This is a genomic window from Acinetobacter sp. 1424608, assembly GCF_000588255.1.
In the GTDB taxonomy this organism is placed as follows: Bacteria; Pseudomonadota; Gammaproteobacteria; order Pseudomonadales; family Moraxellaceae; genus Acinetobacter; species Acinetobacter nosocomialis.
On record NZ_JFXL01000012.1, the window covers coordinates 108489 to 122703 of the forward strand.

General features: G+C 39.3%; 13 protein-coding genes and 1 pseudogene. 10 read left to right on the plus strand and 4 right to left on the minus strand.

The genetic code is table 11. The annotated features are described in order from the left end of the window. Positions 1-14: 14 nt before the first annotated feature. Entirely contained in the window at positions 15-2396 is a 2382-nt protein-coding gene (pheT, locus tag J678_RS16440; RefSeq protein ID WP_017393481.1) for a phenylalanine--tRNA ligase subunit beta, read from the plus strand. Beyond that, positions 2393-2689 (plus strand): integration host factor subunit alpha, encoded by a 297-nt coding sequence (locus tag J678_RS16445; RefSeq protein WP_000126166.1) that lies wholly within the window; start codon positions 2393-2395, stop codon positions 2687-2689. Before pheT ends, J678_RS16445 begins: the two co-directional genes overlap by 4 nt. 167 nt (positions 2690-2856) lie before the next feature. Here J678_RS16445 and J678_RS16450 read toward each other — a convergent pair whose 3' ends face one another. Beyond that, positions 2857-3120 (minus strand): hypothetical protein, encoded by a 264-nt coding sequence (locus J678_RS16450; RefSeq protein ID WP_004710540.1) that lies wholly within the window; start codon positions 3118-3120, stop codon positions 2857-2859. A gap of 93 nt (positions 3121-3213) precedes the next feature. On the opposite strand from J678_RS16450, the gene J678_RS23200 reads away from it, so the two are divergent. Next, positions 3214-3348: a hypothetical protein gene (locus tag J678_RS23200; RefSeq protein ID WP_017393480.1), complete on the plus strand. Its 135-nt coding sequence runs from the start codon at positions 3214-3216 to the stop codon at positions 3346-3348. A gap of 184 nt (positions 3349-3532) precedes the next feature. On the opposite strand, the gene rho is transcribed toward J678_RS23200, so the two are convergent. Continuing rightward, on the minus strand, positions 3533-4801 hold the full coding sequence (gene rho / locus J678_RS16455; protein WP_001054522.1) for a transcription termination factor Rho: 1269 nt from the start codon (positions 4799-4801) through the stop codon (positions 3533-3535). 319 nt (positions 4802-5120) lie between these two features. Continuing rightward, complete coding sequence (trxA, locus tag J678_RS16460; RefSeq protein ID WP_002054512.1) at positions 5121-5447, minus strand: thioredoxin; 327 nt, start codon at positions 5445-5447, stop codon at positions 5121-5123. Positions 5448-5726: 279 nt separating this feature from the next. On the opposite strand from trxA, the gene ppx reads away from it, so the two are divergent. From ppx to J678_RS16485, 5 genes are read left to right on the plus strand one after another with little or no spacing between them, the layout of a single operon-like run. Then, positions 5727-7247, plus strand: coding sequence for an exopolyphosphatase (ppx, locus tag J678_RS16465; RefSeq protein WP_002054555.1), 1521 nt, complete (start codon positions 5727-5729; stop codon positions 7245-7247). A gap of 18 nt (positions 7248-7265) precedes the next feature. After that, positions 7266-8087, plus strand: a complete 822-nt coding sequence (locus J678_RS16470; protein WP_002054564.1) for an acetyl-CoA carboxylase carboxyltransferase subunit alpha — start codon at positions 7266-7268, stop codon at positions 8085-8087. Continuing rightward, positions 8024-9424, plus strand: coding sequence for a tRNA lysidine(34) synthetase TilS (gene tilS / locus J678_RS16475; RefSeq protein ID WP_079377113.1), 1401 nt, complete (start codon positions 8024-8026; stop codon positions 9422-9424). Before J678_RS16470 ends, tilS begins: the two co-directional genes overlap by 64 nt. Next, complete coding sequence (gene proC / locus J678_RS16480) at positions 9399-10235, plus strand: pyrroline-5-carboxylate reductase (RefSeq protein ID WP_079377114.1); 837 nt, start codon at positions 9399-9401, stop codon at positions 10233-10235. The genes tilS and proC overlap by 26 nt, the downstream gene beginning before the upstream one ends. A gap of 21 nt (positions 10236-10256) precedes the next feature. Beyond that, a complete protein-coding gene (locus tag J678_RS16485; RefSeq protein WP_002054582.1) occupies positions 10257-10826 on the plus strand; it encodes a YggT family protein in 570 nt (189 codons plus the stop codon). A 59-nt stretch (positions 10827-10885) separates the two neighbouring features. Here J678_RS16485 and polA read toward each other — a convergent pair whose 3' ends face one another. Next, a complete protein-coding gene (gene polA / locus J678_RS16490) occupies positions 10886-13657 on the minus strand; it encodes a DNA polymerase I (RefSeq protein ID WP_017393479.1) in 2772 nt (923 codons plus the stop codon). 154 nt (positions 13658-13811) lie between these two features. On the opposite strand from polA, the pseudogene J678_RS24025 reads away from it, so the two are divergent. Further along, positions 13812-13892: pseudogene (locus J678_RS24025) on the plus strand (hypothetical protein); the annotation flags it as partial. 74 nt (positions 13893-13966) lie between these two features. Continuing rightward, a partial coding sequence (locus J678_RS16495; protein WP_031955893.1) for an IS256 family transposase occupies positions 13967-14215 on the plus strand: 249 nt, incomplete at its 3' end.

The window sequence follows — 14215 nt, forward strand, 5'->3', positions numbered from 1 at the left end:
TAAGGTTTATAAAGATGAAGATTAGCGAAAATTGGTTACGCACATGGGTTAACCCTGCAATTGATAGTGATACATTATCTGATCAGTTGACTATGCTTGGTCTTGAGGTAGATGAACTAGCGCCTGTTGCTAAGCCATTTACCGGAGTTGTAGTTGGTGAAGTTCTAACAGTTGAACAGCATCCAGATGCAGACCGTCTACGTGTAACAACAGTGAATATTGGTTCAGGTGAGCCTCTGCAAATTGTATGTGGTGCTCCTAACGTTCGTGCTGGAATGAAAGCACCTGTAGCAACTATTGGCGCAGTATTACCAGGCGATTTTAAAATCAAAAAAGGTAAGCTTCGTGGTGTCGAGTCACAAGGTATGCTGTGCGGCGCTTCTGAAATTGATCTTGAAGATAAAATCGATGGTTTGCTTGAGCTACCTGCCGATGCTCCAGTAGGGGTAAACATCCGTGGATACTTAAAACTTGATGATAACGTCATCGATATTAGTATTACGCCAAACCGTGGTGACTGTTTCAGTATCCGTGGTATCGCACGTGAAATTGCAGTGATTAACCAACTGCAAATGAATGAACCTGAAATTAAATCGGTTGATGCGACAATCACTGATGAGAAAAAGGTTGTTATCAGTACAGAGGGTGCTCCACGCTATTTAGGACGTGTCATTAAAAATGTCAATGTGAAAGCTGCTACTCCTGAATGGATGGAACAAGCTTTAGCACGTTCAGGAATTCGTACACACAGTATTTTAGTTGATGTAACGAACTACGTTCTAATGGAATTAGGCCAGCCAATGCATGGTTTTGATTTGGCTAAAATCGAAGGTACTGTAGAAGTTCGCCAAGCTAAGCCGCAAGAAAAGTTGCAACTTTTGAATGATCAAGAAGTTGAATTGCAAGAAGATGTGATGGTTATTGCTGATGACCAGAAAGCTTTAGCAATTGCCGGTATTATGGGTGGTCTAGCGTCAAGTGTAACTGATGATACGACAGACATTTTCTTAGAAAGTGCATTCTTTGCTCCGCTTGCGATTGCCGGGCGTGCTCGTCGTTTTGGTTTACACACAGACTCTTCGCAACGTTATGAACGCGGTGTAGATTTCGAATTACCTTTGATTGCGATGAACCGTGCTTCCCAGCTTATTCAAGAGTTGGCAGGTGGTGAGTTTGGTCCAATTACTATAGCTGAAAAATCTGATTTACTTCCTAAACGTGAAGCGATCGAACTTAAGCAAGCTCAGGTAGACCAATTATTGGGATATCAAGTTGCTGCTGAATTTATTACAGATGCTTTAACTCGACTAGGTTGTGAAGTAACTGTTAAAGCTGATGGCGAATGGAGCGTAGTTCCACCATCACATCGTTATGATATGGCAATTTATCAAGATTTGATTGAAGAAGTTGCTCGTATTGATGGATATGACAATATTCAGATCAGCTTACCAAGCATGGATGTTCAGCTTGTTAAGTACCAAGATCGTTTTGAAATTGCACAGCTACGCCAAACAGTAGTTACTTTAGGTTACCAAGAAGCAATCAGCTTTAGCTTTGCTGATGCAAAACTTGAAAAGCAGTTAAACCCGCAAGTCAATCCACTTATGCTAGCAAATCCAATTTCAAGTGATTTGGCAGCAATGCGTAGCACTTTGCTTTCTAGTTTAATTCCTTGTGTGCAATATAATTTAAATCGTCAGCAAAGCCGTGTACGTTTCTTTGAGCTTGGCTTACGTTTTGATTATCAAGATGCCAATTCTATTCAAGACTTAAGGCAAATCCCGACATTAGCTTTAATTGCTGTAGGTTCTCGTGAACCAGAATCATGGCATGCTAAGCCACAACCAATGGACTTCTTCGATTTTAAAGGTGAAGTAGAGGAAGTTTTAGCTGCTGGACGTGTCAAAGTTGAATATGTACGTTCAGAGCGTTCATGGTTACATCCAGGACAGTCTGCTGAAATTTTAGTTGATGGTAAATCAATTGGTTACCTAGGTCGTTTGCACCCATCTTTAGAAAATGAGCTCGATTTGAGCACAACTTGGGTTGCTGAGCTTGATCAGGCAGCAGTTTTGCAATCTTATGTATCTAATTTTACAGAATTATCACGTTTTCCTTCGGTTAGACGTGATATTGCGCTTTTAATCTCTGATAATATAAATGTTAGAGATATTCAGCAGTTAATCGAAAAAACTGGTGGAGAGCTTTTAGACTCTACTTGGTTATTCGATGTGTATACGGGGCAGGGTGTCGAAGAAGGTAAACGTTCATTAGCGTTTGCACTATTATGGCAACATCCTTCACGTACGCTTGAAGATGCTGAAATTAAATCTGGTATGGACAATATAATCCAAGTGTTGGAAAACACTTATCAAGCGACATTGAGGGCCTCATGACAGCACTAACTAAAGCAGACATGGCTGATCATTTAAGTGAGTTAACCAGCTTAAATCGCCGTGAAGCAAAACAAATGGTCGAGTTGTTCTTTGACGAAATTAGCCAAGCGCTTATCGCGGGTGAGCAGGTTAAGCTTTCTGGTTTTGGTAATTTCGAGCTTAGAGATAAACGCGAGCGTCCGGGACGTAATCCTAAAACTGGCGAAGAAATTCCGATTTCTGCCCGTCGTGTAGTGACCTTTAGAGCAGGTCAGAAATTTAGACAACGCGTTGGAAATGAGCAGATCGATTGATCTGCTTTTTTTATTTATAATTTTTTATAGCTTTAGAATTAATATATTTTATGGAGCGATAAAATTCATTTAAATCATATATCGAATATATATTTGTTTAAATCATAAAATTTAAGCATAAAAAAAGAGGACATAACGTCCTCTTTTTATCTAATCTAGATTCTAGATTAGTGTGCAGCAGAAGCAGCAGCGTCAGCAGAAGCAGCAGCGTCAGAAGCAGAAGCAGCAACGTCAGAAGCAGCAGCAGCAGTTTCAGAAGCAGCAGCGTCAACAGCAACAGCAGCTTCAGAAGCAGCAGCAGTAGCTTCAGAAGCAGCAGCTACAGCTTCAGAAGCAGCAGCAGCAGCTGGAGCTTCTTCTTTCTTAGAACAACCAACGAAAGCTAAAGTAGCGGCAACAGCAGCAGCAACAGCGAATTTTTTGAATAACATGGCATCACTCTCACAAAAAAAATTTGAGATTAAAAAAACCTAAGTTAGGCTGTTTTGCTTTTATTATTCCTAAACGTAGCTAGGTAACAACGCATGGAGCAGTCTAACTGGTCTGCCGCTATGCTATCACTGCAAATGTTGAAATACTACTGTCACCTGTCAAAAAAGCGCAGAAAAATTGAAAAAACAGCCTGTTTTTTAACAGAAAAAAACAATCAATTAGATTAGATATATTGGAAAAGGTATAAGTAAGCTACTAAAAAACATAATTTTTTTATATTAAAAATATTTGTTTTCAAAAGCTTAAATATATCCTTACATAAGGTTTAACAAAATGTATTTTTGTGTAAAGCATGTCAACCAAATAAAAAAGCTACTCATGAGAGTAGCTTTTTGGAAAACAACATAATGATTAAGTGGAAGCTTTACGTTTCATCTGATCAAAGAAATCATCATTTGTTTTGGTTTCTTTCATACGGTCAAGTAAGAATTCCATAGCAGCCAACTCATCCATAGGATGAAGAAGTTTACGGAGGATCCAGACTTTACGTAATTTATCTTCATCCATTAAACGTTCTTCACGACGTGTACCTGACTTCTTAATATTCATGGCAGGGAAGACTCGTTTCTCAGCAATACGGCGATCAAGCGTAATTTCTTGGTTACCAGTACCTTTGAATTCTTCGTAAATTACATCGTCCATTTTACTGCCAGTTTCAATAAGAGCAGTAGAGATGATTGTTAAAGAACCGCCTTCTTCGATGTTACGAGCAGCACCGAAGAAACGTTTTGGACGTTCTAATGCATGTGCATCTACACCACCGGTCAATACCTTGCCTGATGAAGGAATTACCGTGTTATATGCGCGAGCTAAACGTGTGATAGAGTCAAGTAAAATCACAACATCTTTTTTATGTTCAACAAGACGTTTTGCTTTTTCAATGACCATTTCAGCTACTTGTACGTGACGTGCTGGTGCTTCATCAAATGTTGAGGCAACGACTTCACCGCGTACGGTACGTTCCATTTCAGTTACTTCTTCTGGACGCTCATCAATAAGTAAAACAATAAGGAACACTTCCGGATTGTTTCTCACAATAGATTGTGCAATGTTTTGAAGTAACATTGTTTTACCCGCTTTTGGCGGTGCAACAATAATAGAACGTTGTCCTTTACCAATTGGCGCAACTAAGTCGACAACACGAGCAGTTAAGTCTTCTGTTGTACCATTACCAAGTTCCATAACCAATTGTTCGGTTGGGAAAAGGGGAGTTAAGTTTTCAAATAAAATTTTATTTCGAGAATTTTCTGGCGTGTCATAGTTAATCTGGTTAACTTTGAGCAACGCAAAATAACGCTCACCTTCTTTCGGAGGGCGAATAGTACCTGTGATGGTATCACCTGTACGCAAGTTAAAGCGTCGGATTTGTGAGGGGCTCACATAAATATCATCCGGACCAGCTAAATACGAACCTGCGGCAGAGCGCAAAAAACCAAAACCATCAGAGAGAATTTCAAGAACGCCGTCACCAAAAATTTCTTCACCATTCATTGCATGGCGTTTCAAGATGGCAAAGATAATATCTTGCTTTCGGTTACGAGCCATACCTTCAAGGCCCATAAATTCAGCAATTTTAATTAGTTCGCCGATTGGTTTTTTCTTGAGTTCAGTTAAGTTCATAGGGGTCAGAATTAGGAAAGAATAGAGTGTGGTTTAAAAGAAGAAAAATCGCTCGCATACAAAAAAGAGTATCGCAATTGTATTTACACAATAACAATTCAGAAGTCTAATTAACTGTTTCGAAGAGAAATGTGAAAAAACAATTTCTGTTGCCGAGTGGCGATCTTTATGTTTGTGTCTTGTAAGAAGCCGGACAGAAGACGATTCCCTTCAGTGCCTCTTGAGCATGCAATATAAGTGAGATCAGCTAATTTGTCAATTTATAGCCGAAAAAAATACGCTATAGAGATATAGCGTATTTCATCTGTAACGTTCGGACTTAAACGTTTTCGTCAATGAAGCTAACGAGTTTAGAACGAGGTACAGCACCGATTTGCTGCGCTACTACTTCACCATTTTTGAAAAGTAATAAAGCAGGAATATTACGGATATTGTATTTCACTGCAGTATCTTCACAAGAAGTCACGTCAACTTTAACGATTTTTACTTTACCAGCATATTCACTTGATAAATCTTCAAGAACAGGTGCAATCGCTTTACAAGGTGCACACCAACCTGCCCAGAAGTCAACAAGTACAGGTGTTTCTGCATCTAGAACATCTGCTTGGAAGTTATCATCAGTTGTATTTACAATAGTCGCAGACATGGTACGGCTCCAATTTTTAGAAAAAAGTGCTATCACTATAGGAGGATATAATCTCTATCAGTATTACATAGCTACTTAGTTCAATGTAAGGGTTTGATGCTATTATTCAAGGCTTAATTAAATTTGTCTAATGGATGCTCACGATATTCACCATCGGCTTTTACAATCGTTTAACAAATCGAAAATTATCGATGGCTATTAATTGTTGATGAAAATGGCTTTTCAATTGCATTCTTGTGAATTACTCTAGGCGTGAATTGTTATGGGTTTAGTTCAATAATGTCTGACTTTCTGATTGATGAAGAATTACTTGCTGCCATAGATATGGGGTCGAACAGTTTTCACCTTGCCATTGCACGGGTAGATCACGGTGAAGTTAAAAAAGTGGCTTCAATGTCAGAAAAAGTACAGCTTGCAGCTGGTCTTGATGAAAATAAAAACTTAACAGAAGCTGCACAGCAACGTGGCTTGGCATGTTTGGCTCGTTTTGTCGGGCGTTTGGGGTCGGTTCAACCTAATCGTTTAAGAATTGTGGCAACGAATGCTTTGCGTCAGGCTAAAAATGGCCATGAGTTTATTCAAAAAGCTGCTGAAATTTTACCTAAACCTATTGAAATTATTGCAGGCCGTGAAGAAGCACGACTGATTTATCTTGGTGTATCTCACACGATGGCAAATGGTGGACGCCGCTTAGTTGTTGACATCGGTGGTGGGTCTACTGAGTTTATTATTGGCGAAGAATTCGAGCCGATTTATACCGAATCATTACAGATGGGGTGTGTAGCATATACTAAAGCCTACTTTGCTGATGGTGAAATTACCCAAAAAGCTTTTGATAAGGCAGTGGTTGCTGCGCGCAAAGAACTTTCAGCGATCGCAACAACTTATAAGATGGAAGGTTGGGATACTGTTGTTGGTTCTAGCGGTACAATTAAAGCCTGCCGTCAAATTATGGTAAATATGGGGTTAAGTGACGAGCAAGAAAATGTTACTCGTGAAGGCCTCTATAAACTTAAAGATAAGTTGCTCAAGTTCAAAAATATTTCTGAAATTGATTTTGAAGGACTTAGAGAAGATCGACGAGCAGTTTTGCCAGCCGGGTTGGCAATTTTGTACGCAGTTTTTGAAGTATTAGAAATTGAACATTTGGCATATTCTGATGGTGCATTACGTGAAGGAGTCATGTATGACCTTTTAGGTCGTTTTAAGCATGAAGATATCCGAGATCGTAGTGTGCAAGCCCTAATGGGACGTTATAACGCTGATCCGAAACAAGCAGAACGAGTTGTAAATACAGCTCAACACTTATTTGATGGGGTAGCAGAATCTCTGAATTTAACCAGTGAAGACAGTGACTTACTGCGCCGTGCAGCATATTTGCATGAAATTGGTTTAGCAATTAGTCATGGTGGTTATCATCGTCATGGTGCTTATTTATTACAGCATTCTGATATTCCTGGTTTCTCACAAATTGATCAAAACCATCTTTCACATTTAGTTGCTCATCATCGTCGTAAATTACGTAATGATGTAAAAAATGAAGTTTTAAAGGCGGGCGGTAATAAATTACTCTACCTAAGTTTATTACTTCGCCTTGCAGTTTTACTCAACCATAGTCGCAGTGATCAGATGCTTCCTGCCATTGAATTGACCATCATAAATGATCAACAATGGCAGCTTAGTGTTTCTGGTGATGCCAAACAATGGCCATTGTTAGTTGCCGACTTGCATGATGAGCAAGAGCAGTTTAAGCATTGGGACATTGAATTGAATATTCAGTCGGAAAAATTTATCGATTAAAGGGATAATATTCGACCTATGAAAAAAGCTACTCAGTCCAAAGCGTGGACAACGGTTCAAATTGCACGTCATCCTGATCGTCCGCAGTTTCTAGATTATGTCGGTGAAATCTTTACAGAGTTTGATGCCTTGCATGGTGATCGTTTGTTTGGTGACGATGGTGCGATGGTAGGTGGTCTTGCTCGTTTTGACGGTCAACCTGTGATGGTCATTGGACAACACCGTGGTCGTAGTACCCGTGAAAAATTAAAGCACAACTTTGGTATGGCGAACCCAGAAGGTTACCGTAAATCTCAGCGTTTACTAGATATGGCTGAGCGTTTTAATCTTCCAGTTTTCACGTTTATTGATACGATGGGTGCATATCCAGGTGTTGGTGCTGAAGAACGTGGACAAGCTGAAGCAATTGCCACTAGTCTTGCTCAACTTTCAAGTTTGAAAGTTCCTGTTGTTGCAACAGTACTCGGTGAAGGTGGTTCTGGCGGTGCTCTAGGTATTGGGGTTGCTGACCGTGTGATTATGCTATCACATAGTATTTATTCTGTGATTTCACCAGAAGGTTGTGCATCTATTTTATGGAAGACTGCTGAAAAAGCAGCTCAAGCGAGTGAAGCTTTAGGTTTAACAGCAGATAAACTACAATCTCTAGGTATTGTTGAATATGTAGTAGATGAAGGCGAAGGAGCTCATTTAGATCCTGAGCGTGTGATGCAAAACCTAAAAGTAGTTTTAAAGCAAGCTTTGGATGAATTGCTACCGATGGATGCAAATGAACGATGCGAAGCACGTTATCAACGTTTAATGAAGTTTGGCAGCGAAAATTTAGGCATCACGTCTTAAAGCAGGCTCAAGAGTTTTCAGAAAATAGTTCTTTTCTTATTGGATGTAGTGGTGGCATGGATTCAATGCTACTACTACATTTAATGACTCAAATTTTCCCTCAAAAGATCCGGGTAATTTACATTGATCATCAACTGCAAGAACAAAGTGCAGAATGGGGGAAACTTGTTGCCAGTCAGGCAACAAGTTTAAATATTTCTTATATTATTCAAAAAGTACAGATTTCTGATGGGAATCTGGAAGCTCAAGCACGTCAAGCACGTTATCAAGCTTATCAGCAACATTTACAACAAAATGAAATTCTATTGCTTGCTCATCATCAGCAAGATCAGGCCGAAACAGCTATTTTACGTTTATTGTCAGGTACAGGTGTAGATGGACTTGCTGCAATGCAAGCCATTGATTACCGTGAAAATATGACGATTTGGCGTCCTTTTTTGGATTTAACACGTGAGCAAATTGCTTCTTGGGCTGCTCAGCTTGAAGTGAAGTATATTGATGATCCAATGAATTATGATACCCATTATGACCGTGTGTGGTGTCGTGAAGAGCTTTGGCCATTTTTATCAAAAAGATTTCCAAAAATGCAGCAGGCGCTGAGCCGAACCAGTTATCTCATGCAGGATGCTTCCGAAATTTTAGAAGAAGTTCTGAAAAATGATTGGCAATATTCGGGTTCAGCTGATTATTTAGATTTAACGAAATTATCCGAGTTATCTTTTGCGCGACAGCGCCAGTTACTTTCTGCATGGATGAAGGGTGATGGGCAATATCGACCTGCATTTGAAATGGTCGAGCGCTTAAAAAAAGAAGTCATTGATTCTAAATCTGATGCACAAGCCGCTTTACATTGGAACCAGTTTTATTACGTCCGTTATCAAAATATTCTTTATAGGTTAAGTAAACAGATTTATCTTGCTGAAAAATTAAATCTGGTTGAAGCTGAACTGGAGCATTCATTTAAATTACAAGAAGAATGGCAGGGTGCAGCAGGACTGTTCCATATTGAGAGTAAAAAAATTGGTTTAAGTCATTCTTTATTGAATAAAAAATTGAAAATAATTCGACGCCAAGGTGGGGAAAAGATTCATCTATATGGTCGTGTTGGACAATGGCCGTTAAAAAAAGCGATTCAAGAAGCACATATTTTGCCTTGGCTTCGTCATACAATTCAAATATTAGTCATAGATAATGTTATGCTTGGGGTTTTTACACCGAAAGGATTTTGGTTGGCTCAGTCTCCGTATTGTGAGCAAGGAGGATGGCAACCAGATTTAATTTCTCATTCTTGTGATCTGGTAAATGGCGAATATGGTTATGACAAGTGCAGTAAATAGTAATATCTGTTTTATTGGTGGTGGTAATATGGCCCAAGCGTTGATCGGCGGGCTGATTTCAAGAGGCTTGCCACCAACACGTATTACCGTTTCAGATCCAGTTGAACAAATCCGTCATTTATTACAAGAAAAAGAAGTTCATGTAACCCAAGATAATGTGGCTGCAATTAAAAATGCGGATGTTGTCGTACTTGCGGTAAAGCCACAAGTTCTAGCGAATGTTCTACGTCCGCTGAAAGGCTTATTATCGGATAAACTGGTTATTTCCATCATTGCTGGTGCGGAAATTAAGACAATATCAAATCTTATTGATAGCGAACGAATTGTTCGTGTTATGCCGAATACGCCAGCATTAGTTCAAACTGGCGCACATGGTATTTATGCGACTGATGTAGTTGGTGCTTCAGACCGTGAATTAACGAGTCAAATTTTAGCAGCAACTGGTTTAACAATTTGGGTAAACTCCGAAGCTCAAATTGATGCGGTAACAGCAGTTTCAGGTTCAGGCCCGGCTTACTTCTTCTACCTCATGGAAAGTATGATCCGTGCAGGTAAAAATCTAGGCCTAGATGAAAAAGTTGCAACTGCTTTAACTCTTCAAACAGCATTAGGTGCGGCTCAAATGGCAATTACGAGTTCAAATACTCCGTCTGAACTACGTAAAAATGTGACATCACCGAATGGTACAACACAAGCTGCACTTGAAGTTTTTGATCGTGCACAAATCTCTCAAAATATTCAATCTGCATTAGCTGCTGCACAGAAACGTAGTCAAGAATTGGCTCAAGAACTGAGTGACAGTGCAAAATAGCTTTAATAGGATAAGACAACTATGGGTGCAAATTCTGCGCTAATTTTTGGAATTTTAATTAACGTTGCGATTTTATTGGTCTTTTTCCGGTTCTTAATGCAATTGGCGGCAGTAAGTCCTTATAATCCTGTGGTTTTATCGACAGTAAAGGCGACGAAGATTGTTGATATTTTTGGCCGAATTTTTCCAACAGTCGCAAAAGGCCGATTCAATTTAGCCGCGTTAGTTCTTTTAATTATTTTATATTTACTGAAAATTTTCGGTGTGATGTATCTTTCAGGTTCAATGCCAAATAGTCCGATTCATTTAGTGATTCTGACATTTGTAACAATGATCCAAGATTTGATTCGTTTCTGTCGTTATTTAATTTTTGCGACAATCATTTTGAGTTGGGTGGTGATGTTCACTCAATCTCGTTCACCTTATATTGAAGTCATTCAAGATTTGGCAGAACCATTATTAGCGCCGTTCCGTCGCTTACTGCCTAATATGGGGATGATTGATTTGTCGCCAATTTTGGCATTCTTAGCGCTCTATATTGCTGAGATCTTAATGAATGAAGTCGCTAAAGTTCTTTTAACTGGACTTTAAGTTGAGACGATAAAAAAGGGCTGTATTTCACAGCCCTTTTTTATTGGTTTATTGATGACTTAGTGTGCATCATCCCAGTTTTGTCCTTGCCCAACTTCAACAAGTAAAGGCACAGAAATTTCGACAACGGATTCCATAACACTTGCGATTTGCTTAGAAAGTTCTTCTGCAATATTTTGATCGGCTTCAAACACTAATTCATCGTGTACCTGAAGTAGTAGTTTTGCTTGATCTTTTGGCAAGATTTTATCAACTGCAATCATTGCAAGTTTAATAATATCAGCTGCACTACCTTGCAAAGGCGCATTGATCGCAGCACGTTCAGCAGCCTTACGTACCATCACATTTCGAGCATCAATATCTGGTGTATAAAGACGACGTCCTAAAATAGTTTCAACAAAGCCTTGCTCCGATGCTACTTGGCGGGTACGTTGCATGTATTCATAAATACCTGGATAGCGTTGGAAATATTGCTTAATATAGTTTTGCGACTCTTGACGTGTGAAGCCTAACTGACGAATTAAGCCAAACTCGGACATACCGTAAAGTAAACCAAAATTTACAGCTTTAGCTTGGCGACGCTGATCGTTTGTTACATCTTCGATCGCAATACCCAATACTTCTGCTGCCGTACGGCGGTGAACGTCTTGTCCGTGCTGGAACGCATGTACTAAAGCATGATCTTGAGAAAAATGCGCCATTAAACGAAGTTCAATTTGTGAGTAATCGGCTGCTAGTAAAACTCGTCCTTCTGGTGCAATGAATGCTTTACGAATTTGACGGCCAATTTGTCTACGAATTGGAATATTTTGTAAGTTAGGATCCGAAGAAGATAGACGACCTGTCGCTGTGAGAGCTTGGTGATAACTTGTATGTACGCGATGGGTATCGTTATGAGATTGTTCAACTAGACGGTCAGTATAGGTACTTTTTAGCTTTGCTAACCCACGATGTTCTAGAATAATTTCCGCCAATGGGTGTTCGATTTTTTCTAAAACACTTTCACTGGTACTGTATTGTCCAGTTGCAGTTTTTTTACCACCTTTAATACCTAATTTATCAAATAGGATTTCGCCTACTTGTTTAGGTGAAGCAATGTTAAAAGTTTCATCTGCAATTTCCATAGCCTGATTTTCAAGGCCTTCCATGGTTTTTGCAAATTCAACACTTAATTTATCTAAGAATGCATGATCTAAACGAATACCATCTTCTTCCATGCCTGACAAAATTCGGGCAACCGGCATTTCGATATTATATAAAATATTTTCTAGCTCAGGATGTGCTTTAAGTTTATTTGAAAGGACTTCATATAAACGATAAGTCACATGTACATCTTCGGCTGCATAATGAGCTGCAACTTCAATCTCAATTTGATTAAAAGTCTTCTGTTTAGCACCTTTACCAGCAATTTGTTCAAAAGTTGTGGTTAAGTGACTTAAATAGACACGAGCAACATCATCCATACCGTGACGAGTTGCTGCTGCATTTAATACATAAGATGCCAGCATGCTATCGAAATACCAGCCTTTAAGTTCTATACCGTGATTAGCAAAAATGTGCGCATCATATTTAAGGTGATGACCGATTTTTTTAACCGCTTCATTTTCTAATACTGGCTTAATTTGAGCCAGAATTTGTTCACGATCCAGCTGCTGTGGCGCATTTTCGTAGTTATGCGCTAAAGGCACATAATAGGCATCTTTTGCATCAAAGGCGATTGAAAAACCAACCATTTCGGCAATACGGTAATCAAGACTTGTGGTCTCTGTATCAATAGCAAAATGATCGGCATTTTGCATGCGTTGCCAGAGTTGATCCCAAGCTTCTTGAGTTAAAACAGTATGATAATTTGCAGTCCCAAGCTGATCATCTTGACTAGTTAAGCTAGCTTGATCTTCTGTTTCTATCGTTTCAGCAGGTTTAACTTCATTTTGAACCACGGTCTGTGAAGCTTGCTGTTTGTAGCTTGAACTATTTGGGTTGTTTGGATGATCAAGCGACTGTAATTGGTTTCTAAACTCAAGCTCCGTATAGAGATTGCGTAAGGCATCTACATTTGGATCAGTAAGTTTTAATTCATGCCAGTCGAGTTCTAAAGGAAGGTCGCAAACAATACTTGCCAACTGATGATCAAGCTTAATGTTATCTAAATTGTCTTTAATATTTTGGCTCAGTTTGCCTTTAAGCTGGTCTACATTAGCAATGATATTATCTAAAGTGCCATATTCGGTCAGTAACTTGGCTGCTGTTTTTGCTCCCACGCCAGGCACGCCCATAATACCGTCAGATGCATCGCCCATTAGAGTCAAGTAATCGATAATCTGATTCGGCCAAACGCCAAACTTTTCAAATACGCCATCGGTATCCATCACGCGATCTTTGAAGCTATCTTCAAGTTTTACATGGTCGTTGACGAGCTGAGCCATGTCTTTATCTCCGGTTGAGATCAGTACATGATGCCCCTCAAGTACGGCACGTTTAGCCAGTGTCCCGATAATGTCATCAGCTTCAGCACCTGGAAGGCTATATAAAGGAATTCCTTGCGCTTTAATTAGAGCGTGTAAATATGGAATCTGTTGAGATAACTCTTCCGGCATGGTTGGACGATCACCTTTATAAATAGGTGAAAGCTTATGACGGAAAGTTGGCTCAGGCGTATCGAAAATTACGGCCATATGTGTTGGTTGCATACGGCGCATTAATTTTTGAATGGCAGAAATTGCCCCACGTATTGCATTGGTATGTAACCCAGTAGAGGTCGTCAATGGTGGTAATGCATGATATGCACGAAATAAAAAATAGGACCCATCAACCAAGACAAATGGTGGCATTGAACAATTCCTTAATTTGAATTAGGGGTATTTTACGTGAAAACGGCTATGAATGCAGGTTTATGATTTTTGCAGTATTTTGTATGTATAAATATACGCTTGTATTGGCTTGAAGTAAGATGATAAGTAATGAAGGTGTCATATTGCTAAGCCCATGTATAAAAAAGACAAACAGGGAATGATTGTTGTTTTGATCGCTTTGACTTTGTTTTTAGCCATTTCAATTGGTTTTAAGGGACTGTTCTAAATTTTGTGTAAGTACTTAATTTTCATTTATCCTTCAGAGGATAATTACAAAAGGTACTTCACATGGATGAAGCAACAATCAAAAGTATGGCTGCCGAATTGGCTAAAGGTCTAAAAACACCAGAAGACTTAAACCAAATGACAGCAGTCTTTAAAAAATTCATGATTGAAACTGCACTCAATACTGAACTTTCAGACCATCTCGGTTATGAAAAGCATCAGCCCAAGAAAGGCTCAAATAGCCGTAATGGGTTTAGTTCTAAAACCATTACAACTCAAGATGGACAACTGGCTTTAGATATTCCCCGTGAT